12 protein-coding genes are annotated in these 13,123 nt (G+C 60.9%); 5 read left to right on the top strand and 7 right to left on the bottom strand.

Going from position 1 to position 13,123, the window contains the following annotated elements; translation table 11 throughout:
* Nucleotides 1-2: 2 nt before the first annotated feature.
* Nucleotides 3-1,118, bottom strand: a complete 1,116-nt coding sequence (gene zapE / locus LCH65_RS06240; RefSeq protein ID WP_065349494.1) for a cell division protein ZapE — start codon at nt 1,116-1,118, stop codon at nt 3-5.
* An 84-nt stretch (nt 1,119-1,202) separates the two neighbouring features.
* Complete coding sequence (locus LCH65_RS06235) at nt 1,203-2,648, bottom strand: SulP family inorganic anion transporter (RefSeq protein ID WP_003370343.1); 1,446 nt, start codon at nt 2,646-2,648, stop codon at nt 1,203-1,205.
* Between the two features lie 144 nt (nt 2,649-2,792).
* Between LCH65_RS06235 and ampC the strand changes: the two genes are divergently transcribed.
* Nucleotides 2,793-3,950, top strand: a complete 1,158-nt coding sequence (ampC, locus tag LCH65_RS06230) for a class C beta-lactamase (protein WP_074808755.1) — start codon at nt 2,793-2,795, stop codon at nt 3,948-3,950.
* On the opposite strand, the gene ada is transcribed toward ampC, so the two are convergent.
* Nucleotides 3,939-5,045: a bifunctional DNA-binding transcriptional regulator/O6-methylguanine-DNA methyltransferase Ada gene (gene ada / locus LCH65_RS06225; protein ID WP_074808751.1), complete on the bottom strand. Its 1,107-nt coding sequence runs from the start codon at nt 5,043-5,045 to the stop codon at nt 3,939-3,941. The genes ampC and ada overlap by 12 nt on opposite strands.
* A 69-nt stretch (nt 5,046-5,114) precedes the next feature.
* The gene (locus LCH65_RS06220; protein WP_003436229.1) at nt 5,115-5,780 is read right to left on the bottom strand and encodes a DNA-3-methyladenine glycosylase; all 666 of its coding nucleotides are present in this window, start codon (nt 5,778-5,780) and stop codon (nt 5,115-5,117) included.
* A 261-nt stretch (nt 5,781-6,041) separates the two neighbouring features.
* Between LCH65_RS06220 and efeU the strand changes: the two genes are divergently transcribed.
* The 4 genes from efeU to efeO (LCH65_RS06200) are packed head-to-tail and all read left to right on the top strand — an operon-like array spanning nt 6,042 to nt 10,317.
* A complete protein-coding gene (gene efeU, locus LCH65_RS06215) occupies nt 6,042-6,896 on the top strand; it encodes an iron uptake transporter permease EfeU (protein WP_003370335.1) in 855 nt (284 codons plus the stop codon).
* An 8-nt stretch (nt 6,897-6,904) separates the two neighbouring features.
* Nucleotides 6,905-8,116 (top strand): iron uptake system protein EfeO, encoded by a 1,212-nt coding sequence (gene efeO, locus LCH65_RS06210; RefSeq protein ID WP_226439235.1) that lies wholly within the window; start codon nt 6,905-6,907, stop codon nt 8,114-8,116.
* 24 nt (nt 8,117-8,140) lie between these two features.
* Nucleotides 8,141-9,463 (top strand): iron uptake transporter deferrochelatase/peroxidase subunit, encoded by a 1,323-nt coding sequence (gene efeB, locus LCH65_RS06205; protein ID WP_003370331.1) that lies wholly within the window; start codon nt 8,141-8,143, stop codon nt 9,461-9,463.
* Between the two features lie 29 nt (nt 9,464-9,492).
* Nucleotides 9,493-10,317 (top strand): iron uptake system protein EfeO, encoded by an 825-nt coding sequence (gene efeO, locus LCH65_RS06200; protein ID WP_003370329.1) that lies wholly within the window; start codon nt 9,493-9,495, stop codon nt 10,315-10,317.
* 676 nt (nt 10,318-10,993) lie between these two features.
* Here the strand turns inward: efeO (LCH65_RS06200) and LCH65_RS06195 are convergent.
* From LCH65_RS06195 to LCH65_RS06185, 3 genes are all read right to left on the bottom strand, one after another.
* Nucleotides 10,994-11,764, bottom strand: a complete 771-nt coding sequence (locus LCH65_RS06195; protein WP_003370326.1) for a molybdopterin-dependent oxidoreductase — start codon at nt 11,762-11,764, stop codon at nt 10,994-10,996.
* Nucleotides 11,761-12,381: a cytochrome b/b6 domain-containing protein gene (locus tag LCH65_RS06190; protein ID WP_003370324.1), complete on the bottom strand. Its 621-nt coding sequence runs from the start codon at nt 12,379-12,381 to the stop codon at nt 11,761-11,763. The genes LCH65_RS06195 and LCH65_RS06190 overlap by 4 nt, the downstream gene beginning before the upstream one ends.
* Nucleotides 12,382-12,455: 74 nt before the next feature.
* Nucleotides 12,456-13,061 (bottom strand): hypothetical protein, encoded by a 606-nt coding sequence (locus LCH65_RS06185; protein WP_002554191.1) that lies wholly within the window; start codon nt 13,059-13,061, stop codon nt 12,456-12,458.
* Between the last annotated feature and the right edge of the window lie 62 nt (nt 13,062-13,123).

Below are 13,123 nucleotides of genomic sequence, written 5' to 3'. Positions count from 1 at the left end.
CGTCAAGACTCGGTGAAACGCTCCAACTGCATTTCCTGAAGTCGACTGAGGGTGCGCCGGAAGGCAAACGACAGATAGCCCTCGGTGTACAGCTCGTCCATCGGCACCGGCGCTTCGACATACAGCGGAATGCGCCGGTCATAGCACTCGTCGACCAGCGCGATGAAGCGTCGCACGCCATCATCGTTAGGCGACAACTGCGGCAGCTCGCGATCCCCTGCGCTCACCTGCTCGACGCCATCCTCGGTGCCGCGGGCGATTTTCGCTTCGCGCTGTGCTGCCCCCAGCAGCGGCACCTCGCTGAGCAGAATCACCGAAAAGCGATCGCACAGGGCGATGAAATCCATGGCCGCCAGCGGCTGTTCGCAAAGGTCGCGGTAACGGCACCACACGGCGGTGTCGGAATGCTGAACCACGTTGATGCTGCGATAACCGAGCATGACCTGCGAGTCGTGAACCGGCTGATCCGCGCTCAACGCTTCGAAGATGCCCTGTAGGGCGCTGGGTCGACCGGCTTCGGCAATCCAGTAGCGCTGATGCAGTTGCCCGGGGTGCAGTCGGTGATCTTCGCCGCCGTCGACCGCCACGACATCCATGTACTTGAGAATGGCCGCAACCGCTGGCAGGAAGCGCTCGCGATTATGGCCGTGACTGTATAACTGCTCCGGTGGCTGGTTGGACGTGCAGACCAGCACCACGCCCTCCTCGAACATGACCTGCAGCAGCCCGCCCAGGATCACTGCGTCGCCAATATCGGTGACGAACAGCTCATCGAAACACATCACCCGCACGTCACGCGCCAGCTCCCTGGCAACCACGGTCAGCGGCTGGGAGGTGCCCATCAACTCGAACATGCGTTTATGCACCCAACGCATGAAGTGATGAAAATGCTGACGCCGGGCCGGTACGCTCAGGCTTTCGAAAAAGCGGTCCATCAGCCAGGTTTTGCCACGCCCGACCGGCCCCCACAGATAAACGCCCCGGGCCCGACCTCGAGCGTCGGCCAGCCCCTCGTAACACACCTGCAATTGCCGGGCGGCCTGCAACTGCGCCTGATCGGGTTGAAAACCACGCTGGACGGCACGTTCGTAGGCTTGCAGAGGAGAGACAGCATCCATCAGGCACACACCCTTCGCTATCGGAGAAAAGACATCCAGCCTATACGAGGCTGCGCCGCGCAACTCAACTCAACTCAACTCAACTCAGGCATGCTGCACGCCGGCACGCTTGAGCAGTCGCTTGCAGCGCTCGGACAGGTGGACCACACGCAGGTGCTTGCCCGCCTTGGCGTAGCGTTCGCGCAGGGTTTTGAGCGCAGCGATGGCCGAGTAATCGACAAAGCTCAGGTGGCGGCAATCCAGTGTCACCTGCGCCGGGTCTTCGGCCGGGTTGAACTGGTCGAGAAACGGTGTGGTCGAGGCGAAGAACAGCGTGCCATGCAGGTGGTAGACCTTGCTGCCGTCGGCTTCGACATGGCTGTCGGCGTACAGCTCACGAGCCTGCTGCCAGGCGAAGTTGATCGCCGCGATAATGATCCCGAACAGCACTGCAGTGGCCAGATCGGTCAGCACCGTGACCACCGTCACGGCAATGATCGCCAGCACATCGTTGACCGGCACCTTGCGCAGCACACGCAGCGAGGCCCAGGCGAAAGTCTGTTGAGCGACCACGAACATCACCCCGACCAACGCCGCCAATGGAATGCGCTCGATCAACGGTGAGAGGAACAGCACGAACATCAGGATCATCAAACCTGCAACCACGCCCGACAGACGACCACGGCCGCCAGAACTCAGGTTGATGACGGTCTGGCCGATCATCGCGCAGCCGCCCATGCCGCCGAAGGCACCGGAGACCACGTTGGCAGCGCCCAGCGCTACGCACTCACGATCCGGATAGCCACGGGTTTCGGTGATCTCGTCGGTCAGGTTCAGGGTCAGCAGGGTTTCCAGCAGACCGACCAGCGCCATCAGAATGGCGTAAGGCGCAATGATGCGCAGCGTCTCCAGATTCCACGGGATGTCCGGCATGGCGAATACCGGCAAGCCACCGGCAATGTGCGCCATGTCGCCCAGGGTGCGGGTCGGCAGGCCGAGCAGGTAGACCGCCAGCCCGACGCTGAGGATCGCCACCAGCGCTGGCGGCGCAATGCGGGTCAGGCGTGGCAACAGATAGACAATCGCCATGGTCAGCGCCACCAGCCCGAGCATCACGTACAGCGGCGTACCGCTGAGCCATGACTCACCCACCTTGAAGTGCTCCAGTTGCGCCATCGCGATGACGATTGCCAGGCCGTTGACGAAGCCCAGCATCACCGGATACGGCACCAGTCGCACCAGTTTGCCGAGCCGCAGCAAGCCGAACAGGATCATGATCAGGCCACCCAGCAATACGGTCGCCAGTAAATACTGCACACCCTGCTGCACCACCAGCGCGACGATCACCACCGCCATGGAACCGGCCGCGCCGGACACCATGCCCGGACGCCCGCCGAACAGCGCAGTCAGGGTACAGATGATGAACGCACCGTAGAGCCCCATCAGCGGATTGAGATGAGCCACCAGCGCAAAGGCGATGCACTCGGGCACCAATGCAAAAGATGTGGTGAGGCCTGCCAGGACTTCGGCACGTATACGGATCGTTTTCATGGGTTACCTGAGCGGCGCTCCGTGGAAGAAGCGCAAAAAAGTGGGCATATTACGCAAACCTTTGACGACCGACCACCACGGAGGGGCTCCCAGGAAGGCGCTCTGATGATCGGCCCATGCCCCAAAACAACAAGGAATAACCCAATGCAATGGAATGGAACGCTGCTCTGCACAGGACTTCTGCTGGCCAGTGCGGTGGCTGTTGCAGACGACGACACCGTGGCTGTCGACGCATTCGTGCAGGCAGAAGCCAGCAAAGTGATGCAGGAAAATCATATCGCGGGCCTGTCGATCGCCGTCACTCACCAGGGCAAACAGCAGTTCTACGCCTACGGCGTCGCGTCAAAAGCCACTGGCCAGCCAGTCACCCGCGATACGCTGTTTGAACTGGGCTCGATCAGCAAGACCTTCACCGCCACCCTCGCTACCTGGGCACAGGCCAATGGGCAGCTGTCGCTGACGCAAAGCATCGACAGCTATATTCCGCAGTTGCAGGCTACGCGACTGGGCAAGGTGCCGGTTTTCCATCTGGGCACTCACACGGCTGGCGGCTTCCCGCTTCAGGTGCCGGATAAAGTGCACAACACCCGTCAGTTAATGGAATATTTCAAGGCGTGGCAGCCCGAATATCTATCCGGCACCCATCGCACCTACGCCAACCCCAGTGTGGGCCTGCTCGGCATGGTTGCGGCGCGCAGCATGAAGCTGCCGTATGAAACAGCCCTGCAGCAGCGGCTGTTTCCAGCGCTGGGTCTGAGTAATACCTATATCAACGTGCCCGATGAAAAGCAGGCGCTGTATGCGCAGGGCTACAACAAGCTCGACGAGCCGGTCAGGGTCAATCCAGGTCCGCTGGCGGCGCAAGCCTATGGCGTGAAATCGAGTGCCCGGGACGTACTCCGTTTTATCGAAGCGAACATCAACCTCGGTCAAAACGACGCCGCACTGCAAAAAGCCCTGCGCGATACAAGGACCGGCTATTTCAAGGTCGGCGGCATGACTCAGGACCTGATCTGGGAACAGTATCCGCTGCCGGTGCGTCTGGAGACGCTGCTTGAGGGCAATGCCAGCGCCATGCTGAACACGGTCAAAGCCGAAATGATCGAGCCGCCGCAGGCAGCGCAATCTTCGGTCTGGGTCAACAAAACCGGATCAACCAACGGTTTCGGTGGCTATGTGGCGTTCATTCCGGAGCAGCAGCTGGGGATTGCCATCCTCGCCAACAAAAACTACCCGAACGAGGAGCGGGTAAAACTGGCCTATCGAATTCTGCAGAAAATGGGCTGCTGCTCAACGCTCTGAAAACAGCCCTGCCTGCTCGGCCGCTTCGAGTTCAAGCAGCTTGCGCTTGCGCTCGACGCCCCAGCGATAGCCCGACAACGATCCATCGCTGCGCACCACCCGGTGACAGGGAATGGCCACCGCAAGCTTGTTCGCACCGCAGGCGTTGGCAACCGCACGGACTGCACTGGGCAGTCCTATCTGCGCCGCGATCTGCGTGTAGGTGGCCGTCGATCCAGCGGGAATGTCCCTGAGCGCCTGCCAGACCCGCTCCTGAAACACCGTGCCGCGGATATCCAGTGGCAGCGCCAGGCCGGTCGCGGGTGATTCGACAAAACCCACGACCTCGGCAACCAGTTGTTCGAACGCTGCGTCTGCACCGATCAGGTTGGCGTTGGGAAACTGGTCCTGGAAAGCTTCGATCAGCGCATGCGGGTCATCACCGAGCGAAATCGCACAGATGCCCTTGCTGCTGGTGGCCACCAGAATCGAACCCAGCGAACTTTCACCCAGGGCGAACCTGATATCGACATTGGCGCCGCCCGCGCGGTATTCAGAAGGTTTCATGCCGAGCATGTTCTGCGAAGCCTCATAGAAACGACTGTTGGAGTTGTAGCCCGCCTCGTACAACGCACGGGTAATGCTTACGTCCTCTGAGAGCTGAGTTTTCACCCGCGAGCGTAACGAGGCGACGCTGTAGGCCCTGGGCGTCAGCCCGGTCAGCCTTTTGAAAATACGGTGGAAATGAAAACCGCTCATCCCGACCTGCTCGGCGAGCTCGGTCAGATTGGGCATCGATTCGGCGGCATCGATCAGTCTGCAGGCTTGGGCAACGACTTCTGCGTGCCTGAGTTGCAGCGCATTCGGGTCGCCGGCATTGCGCAGGGACGGGCGAAACCCGGCAGCCTCGGCGTCGCGCGCACTGTCAAAAAACACCACGTTCTCCGGACGCGGAAGGCGTGTCGGGCTGCAAGGGTTGCAATAGATGCCGGTGGTCAGCACGCCATAAACGAAGTCAGCGCCAGCGTGTGAACGCCGATTGACCAGAATGTCCCAGCGCGGGTCGTCTTCAGTGCGCGGGGCGCGTGCCGGTTGGGTGCGTTCTGTGCTGTCCATGGTCGAGCCTGCCTTGAGTTTCGATAAGCCTGCGCCTGTCAGGGCCACCGGGCACTCCGACTCTTGCTTTCAAATTCGAGATGAGCCGTTTTCGCTGAAATCGGCCGGCACTCGCCACAGATACCAGGCAGCAATGGTTCGGTAAGGCGCGAAGCGCTCGGCAAGCCGGGCCATTTGCCGGTGCGACGGTTTGAGTTCCAGAGCATACAGTCGCCGGTAGCCTTCGCACACGCCGAAGTCGCTGGCGGGCATCACATCCAGCTGACCGAGCCCGTAAATGAGCATCATCTCCACGGTCCAGCGCCCCACGCCCGGCAGTTGGATCAGGCGTTCGACCAGCGCTTCGTTGCCCATGGCCAGCGCCGCACTGACCTCAGGCACCAGACCGTCCACTCGCGCAGCGGCAATCGCCTTGATCGCCCGGCATTTGGACGCCGAGAACCCACAAGAGCGCAGTGCCTGATCATCCAGCTCGACCAGTGCCTGCGCCCCCGGGAAGCTGTCATCCACAAAAAGCGCACGCAACCTCATGACCATCGCATCGCCTGCCCTGGCATGCAATTGCTGGTAGGCGACGGCCTTGACCAGCGCCTGAAACGGGTCCTGCGCCGCACTGACCGGGTGCAGACAGGGGCCGACCTGGTCAATCAGCGACTGCCATTGCGGGTCTATGGACCTGAGCGCAGCGACCGCCTCGGCATGCCTGCGGTCAGCGCTGTCTGATTCTGATGACATGATGATTTCCGGAATAAAGCGGTCAGAGGGGCAACCACGGTTTACAGGGGTGTTGAAAATGATCGCTGATTTCCGAAGACCACGGAACGTTCAGAAAATCGTGATCGATTAGCTGAACCTGACCTGAACGACTTTTCAAAAACGCAATCCCGATAAAAAACAACTACACGCATTCAAGAATGAGTATCATTATGTTACGCAGTGTTTCCGGCCTACGACATGCCGAGACACCTTCACCCTACAGCTTTGACTCGGTGAGATATGCTCGTTCCCTTTTTGATCATGCTGCGCGAAGGCATCGAAGCCGCGCTTATCGTTGGCATTATCGCCAGTTACCTGAAGCAGACCGGCCGCGGCGAGTGGATGCCTGCGGTGTGGATCGGCGTATTTCTGGCCGCCGCGCTCTCGCTGTTCGTCGGTGGCGGGCTTGAGTTGATGAGCGCCGAGTTCCCACAGAAGCAGCAGGAACTGTTCGAAGGGATCGTCGGCCTGATCGCGGTCGGCATTCTCAGCTCCATGGTGTTCTGGATGCGCAAGGTCGCGCGGTCGATCAAGCATGCGCTGCACGAATCACTCGACGCGGCCCTCACCGGCTCGAAAAACCAGACCTACGCGCTGATCGCCATGGTGTTTTTTGCCGTGGCCCGCGAAGGGCTGGAAACCGTATTCTTTCTGCTCGCCGTGTTCCAGCAGAGCGAAGGCTCCGGCGCGCCATTGGGTGCGCTGCTCGGCCTGTTGCTGGCGGTCGGTTTCGGCGTAGCCATCTACAGCGGCAGCATGCGTCTGAACCTGAGCCTGTTTTTCCGCTGGACCGGTTTGTTCATTCTGGTGGTAGCGGCGGGCATTCTCGCCAACTCCGTTCAGGCACTGCATGAAGCCGGCGTCTGGAATCACCTGCAGGAGGTGGTCTTCGACATCAGTGCGCTGCTGCCGATGGACGGCCCTGCCGGTTCGGTACTGGCGGGCATGTTCGGTTATCAGGACGCGCCGACGGTCAGCACCCTGAGTGCCTACCTGATTTACCTGATCGGGGCACTGCTGCTGTTCTTCAAGCCGCACACCCCGACGACTGGCAAGGTCATGCAGCCAAACACATCTTCTGTTACGAACGAATAAGGGCCTCCATGTCTAACCGTCCCTCAGGGCCTTCCGGGAAAGCCCGGTCGCCCCGTGTCCTGCGATTGGCAGTCGCCGGCTCAGTGATCCTGATGATCGCCGCTGGCGGGCTGTTCTACTACGCCTCGCAGGTCGCGGCCAAAAAGCGCGCGGCCAATGCCGGTACTGAAACCGTGGTCAATATCCACGCCCACAACTGCGAACCGAACGCCTTGACGGTCGCGGCGGGCAAGAACGCCTTCCGCATCGTCAACCGCTCGGAGCGCGCCGTCGAATGGGAAATCCTCGATGGCGTGCTGGTGATTGAAGAACGGGAAAACATCGCACCTGGGCTAAGCCAGGTGATCAATGCCAACCTGGCACCCGGCGATTACGCGATTACCTGCGGTCTGCTGAGCAATCCGCGCGGCACCTTGCATGTCACGCCGACCGCAGAGTCCGACGCCAAGGCCAAGGCGCGTCCGTCCATGACCGCCTTCATCGGGCCGCTCTCCGAATACCGCGTGTACCTGAGCCTGCAGAGTTCGGCGCTGATCAAGGCAGTCAACGCCCTGCAACAGGCCATCGATGCCGGCGACCTGAGCGCTGCCCAGGCGGCCTACCTGCCCGCCCGCGCCGCCTACCAGCGCATTGCACCGGCTGCGCAGCGCCTGGCCGAGCTGGACAACGCAATCAACGCCCGCGCCGACTATTACGAGAAACGTGAACAGGACCCCGGCTTCGGCGGCTTTCACCGCATCGAATACGGCCTGTACGAGCAACACAGCGTCGAGGGCCTGGCGCCGATCGCGCAGCGTCTGCAAACCGATGTCACCCAGCTCAAGCAACAGTTGATGGCGCAATCGCTGGCGCCCGAACAGCTGGCGGCCATTGCCACTCGCACACTGCGTAGCCTGGCTGAGGTACGCAGCAACGGCGAAGAGGAACGTTACAGCCACAGCGACCTGAACGGTTTTGCCGCCAACCTGGACGGCACCCGCAAGATCGTCGACCTGCTGCGTCCGTTGCTGAGCCGCAGTGCAGGCGATCTGTTGCAGAAGATCGACGCCGCCATGGCGGATCTGGACACCACGCTCGATGCGTTGAGCAGCGCTGATGGTGGTGTGCGCCCCTACGACCAGGTGGATGAGGCGCAGCGCAAGCAGATCGCCGCCAAGGCTGGCGCTCTGGCTGACGCACTCAATGGCATCGACCCGGCACTCGGCCTCTCTGGCCTCTGATTCACTGGAGCACAGCACATCACGATGAAAAATCCGGACAGCAATCCAGAAACAACCAACGCTCCGGCCTCCCTGCAACGCCGCCGCGTGCTGATGGGGCTCGGCGCTGCAGGGGCTGCGCTGGCTGGCAGCAGCCTGAGTGGCAATGTACTTGCCGCAGCACCTGCACAAGTCGCCGAAGCGCCGAACAGTGAAAAAACGCAGGATCACAACGAGTTTCACGGCCAGCATCAGAGCGGCATCGTCAACCCGCGCCCGGCCGCGGGCATGCTTGTGGCATTCGATGTTCTGGCCGCCGACCGTGAGGACCTGGAACGCCTGTTTCGCACGCTGAACGAGCGCATCGCGTTCCTGATGACCGGTGGCCCGGTGCCGGAGATCGATCCGAAACTGCCACCGCTGGACTCGGGCATTCTCGGTCCGGTGGTGACCCCGGACAACCTGACCATCACCGTGTCGGTGGGCGAATCGCTGTTCGATGAGCGTTTTGGTCTGGCCCCGGTCAAGCCGAAACGCTTGAGCCGCATGACCGGTTTCCCCAACGATGCGCTGGATCCGGCCAGTTGCCACGGCGACCTGAGCATCCAGTTCTGCGCCAACACTGCCGACAGCAACATCCATGCGCTGCGCGACATCGTCAAGAACCTGCCCGACCTGCTGCTGGTGCGCTGGAAACAGGAAGGCACCGTGCCGCCCCAGGCACCGAAGAAACCCGGTCAGCCGCCGGAAAGCGCGCGCAACTTCCTGGGTTTCCGGGACGGTTCGGCGAACCCGGATTCCAACAACCAGAAGACCATGAACGAGCTGGTCTGGGTGCAGCCGGGCAGCGATGAACCGGCCTGGGCCGCCAATGGCAGCTATCAGGCGGTGCGCATCATCCGCAACTTCGTCGAGCGCTGGGACCGCACGCCGCTGCAGGAGCAGGAATCGATTTTCGGCCGCAGCAAAAGCACCGGCGCGCCCATGGACGGCAAGGTCGAGAGCGATGTGCCCAACTATGCGGCCGACCCGGAAGGCAAGAAAACCCGGCTGGATTCGCACATCCGCCTGGCCAACCCGCGTACTGCCGAAAGCCAGCGCAACCTGATCCTGCGCCGCCCGTTCAATTACTCCAATGGGGTTAACAAGAACGGTCAGTTGGACATGGGCCTGCTGTTCATCTGCTACCAGGCCGATCTGGAAAAAGGCTTCATTACGGTACAGAGCCGGCTTAACGGCGAGCCGCTGGAGGAATACCTCAAACCAATCGGAGGCGGCTATTTCTTCACCCTGCCGGGGGTAACCGGCGACCAGGATTTCATCGGTCGCTCGCTGCTGGCGGCCGTAGCGCCCACTAAAAACGCATGACCTATCCACTCCCGACCCGGAAGACACTCATGAAAAAGACGCCCCTGGCTTTGCTCCTGACCCTTGGCCTGCTCCAGACCCCGCTGGCGGCCTTTGCCGCCACCGCGCCGCTGGATCTGGTAGGCCCGGTGTCGGACTACAAGATCTACGTGACCGAGAACATTGAAGAGCTGGTCAGCCACACCCAGAAATTCACCGATGCCGTGAAGAAAGGCGACATCGCAACGGCCAAGAAGCTCTACGCTCCGACCCGCGTGTACTACGAGTCGGTAGAACCGATTGCCGAACTGTTCAGTGACCTGGACGCATCCATCGACTCACGCGTCGACGACCATGAACAAGGCGTGACGGCGGAAGACTTCACCGGCTTCCATCGTCTGGAATATGCGCTGTTCTCGCAGAACACCACAAAAGATCAGGGCCCTATCGCCGACAAGCTGTTGAGCGACGTCAAGGACCTGGAAAAGCGCGTGGCCGACCTGACTTTCCCGCCGGAAAAAGTCGTCGGCGGCGCCGCAGCCCTGCTGGAAGAAGTGGCAGCGACCAAGATCTCCGGCGAAGAAGACCGTTACAGCCACACCGACCTGTATGACTTCCAGGGCAACATCGACGGCGCGAAAAAAATCGTCGACCTGTTCCGCCCGCAGATCGAACAGCAGGACAAGGCCTTCTCCAGCAAAGTCGACAAGAACTTCGCCACCGTGGACAAAATCCTCGCCAAGTACAAGACCAAGGACGGTGGCTTTGAAACCTACGACAAAGTCAAAGAGAACGACCGCAAAGCCCTGGTCGGCCCGGTCAACACCCTGGCAGAAGACCTCTCGACCCTGCGCGGCAAACTGGGCCTGAACTGACCTGAAACGCCGCGCCTGAAAGCGCTTTTTAACGCGATGGCACTGACGACGCAGAGTGCGACGTCAGTGCCAGGGCGAAGGAACCCGACGAAGTCGGGCCGGAAACCGGAGCTGGGACTTTGCTTACTTTGGTCCTTCAAAGTAAGGCGCCGAGGGGCGAAAAGGTGACCTGAGCCGAACCTCAATCCACCTGACAAAGAAAAAACCGCCATGTGACGTAGAGCGTCACGAACGGCATTCCCACGCGGAGCGTGAGGAACGATAGTCAAAATCGTATTAACTACCACCGAAATGCTTTTCAACCACGATGGCACAGACAACGCAAATTGCGACGTCAGTGACGGCTGAGTCCTGGCGCTGATCCGGGGGTAGCCTGGCAGGACGCCAGGCTAGCCGCACCGGGCCATGGATGGCCCGTTGCGGCGACCCCCGGATCAGTGACAGGGCGAAGGAACCCGACGAAGTCGGGCCGGAAACCGGAGCGAAAGGCTTTGGTTACTTTGGCCTCATCAAAGTAATTCGCCGAGGGGCGAAAAGGTGACTTGAGTCGAGCCTACATCCACCTGACACCACAGAACCGCTGTGTGACGCAGAGCGTCACGAACGGCATTCCCACGCTGGAGCGTGAGGAACGATAATCTCACTACCGCCATCGTGCGACGCTCTGCGTCCGCTCCTAGATCCCGCTGAACCAGTTGTACCCCTGATCCTCCCAATACCCCCCAGGATTCTCGTTGCTGACGAAAATCTCGACGATGTGCTTAGGATTCTTGAAACCCAGCTTGGTCGGCACCCGCACCCGCAACGGGTAACCATAATCAGGTGGCAGCGCCACTTCACCGAAGTCCAGCGCCAGCAACGTCTGCGGATGCAGCGCAGTGGGCATATCCAGGCTCGAGTAATAGCGGTCAGCGCACTTGAAACCGACAAAGCGCGCCGTTGTATCAGCGCCGATGTACTCCAGGAAGGTCTTCAACGGCACACCGCCCCACTGCCCTATCGCGCTCCAGCCCTCGATACAGATCAACCGCGTGATGTCCGTGCGTTGCGGCAGTTTGCGCAGCGCCCCCAGCGTCCACGGCTGCTTGTCCCGCACCAGCCCCGACACCGCCAGCTGGTAATCGGAAAGATCCAGCTCCGGCACGTTGTACTCAGGGTAGAAGGCATTGAACGGGAACGGGTTGGTCAACTGCGCCTTGCTGTAGGTCGGCGCCAGCTTCTGGCCATTGAACAGCCAGGCCTGAACCCGGTCATTCCAGCGCGACATGGCCCACAGCACCTTGTCGACCTGATCGCCATCCTGCAGGTTGCAGCCCGTGAGCATCGACATCGCGCCCACGGTCAGCCCCGCGCGCAGAAACGAGCGGCGCTGAATATCGATCAGTTGACGCTCCTGCGCGGGCTCCAGGCGGATACGCTGAGTGATGCGTTTACGTGGTTCGTTCATGATTGCGCAGTTCCGTCTTCGTTCGGCTGGCGGCCGCCGGTAATCATCGGCAGCAAAGTACTGGGCACCAGCACGACCAGCAGCAGATGGACGATGACAAATGCGCCGATGGCGGTCATCGCCCCGAAATGTACCCAACGGGCGAAATCGAATCCGCCCAGCAGACTGACCAGCCCCTGAAACTGCACCGGTTTCCAGATGGCCAGGCCGGACAGCACCACCAGCACCCCCATGGCCAGCACCAGCCAATACATCAGCCGTTGCACCGCGTTGTAACGGCCTTTGACGTGGACCAGTCGAAAACGCAACGCGTCACTCATGTCACGCGTCACTTCGGACGGCCGGACCGGCAGCAGGTCGCGTTTGAAATGGCGGCTGAACACGCCATACAGCACATAAATCAGACCGTTGATGACCAACAGCCACATCACCGCGAAGTGCCAGGCAATGGAACCGCCCAGCCAGCCGCCGAGTGTCAGGAATTTGGGAAAGGTGAACGGCATCAGTGGCGATGCGTTGTAGATCGCCCAACCGCTCATGAACATACAGACCATGCCCACGGCATTGACCCAGTGCGTCAGGCGCACCGGCCACGGATGAATGGGGCGGGTTTTCATGTCGAGATCCCTCTGATCAGGCATGGAAAAAGCTGTCAGGGGCAGCCTTGCGCCCCTGACAGCCCTGGCGGTGATTACATCGGCGGGGTAAACCCGTCCTTGCCGACTGCCACACCACGGGCAGACTTGCCGTCGTCAGCCGGGAACACCACGACCTTGGCGCCCTTGGTCAACTGATCAACCTTGCCTGGCTCGACGTAGGCGATAGGCACATCCTGCGGCACCACCAGCTTCTTCTCGCCACCCTCGTATTTGACGGTCAGCGTGCGGCCATCGGTGCCAGCCAACGTGCCAACGGTGCCATTGGTCATGGTGCCGGTGCTGCCATCAGCGTTTTCCCAGCCATAGTGGCCTTCGCCGCTGCCTTTGAGGCTGGCTTCAAAAACGGTCACTTCCAGCGCTTTCAGTGTGCCGTCCGCCTGCGGGATGGCAGCCGAACCGACAAAACTGTCGCCTTTGATTTGCTTGAAGTCAGCTTCGGACACAAGACGAATACCGGTCTTGTCAGTCAGCTTGATACTTTCGTGCTGACCCGAGCGGGTGGTGAAATCGAGGGTGTCGGCGCTGACGCTGTCGACGGTCCCGCGCATCGGTTTAACCACCTTCATGTCAGCAGCCTGAGTCATGACAGCAGCGCTGAGCAACAGCAGGCCGAACGTAGTAGAGAGTGCAGTCTTCATCGGTACTTCCTTGGCAGTTGATATCTGAAACCCATCCTTGCACCGTTACCGGCACCGCAGAA

It is taken from the genome of Pseudomonas sp. MWU16-30316, assembly GCF_020515645.1.
Taxonomy (GTDB): domain Bacteria; phylum Pseudomonadota; class Gammaproteobacteria; order Pseudomonadales; family Pseudomonadaceae; genus Aquipseudomonas; species Aquipseudomonas cerasi.
The sequence above is the reverse complement of the archived record's forward strand: the minus strand, read 5'-3'. Positions and strand labels throughout refer to the sequence as shown.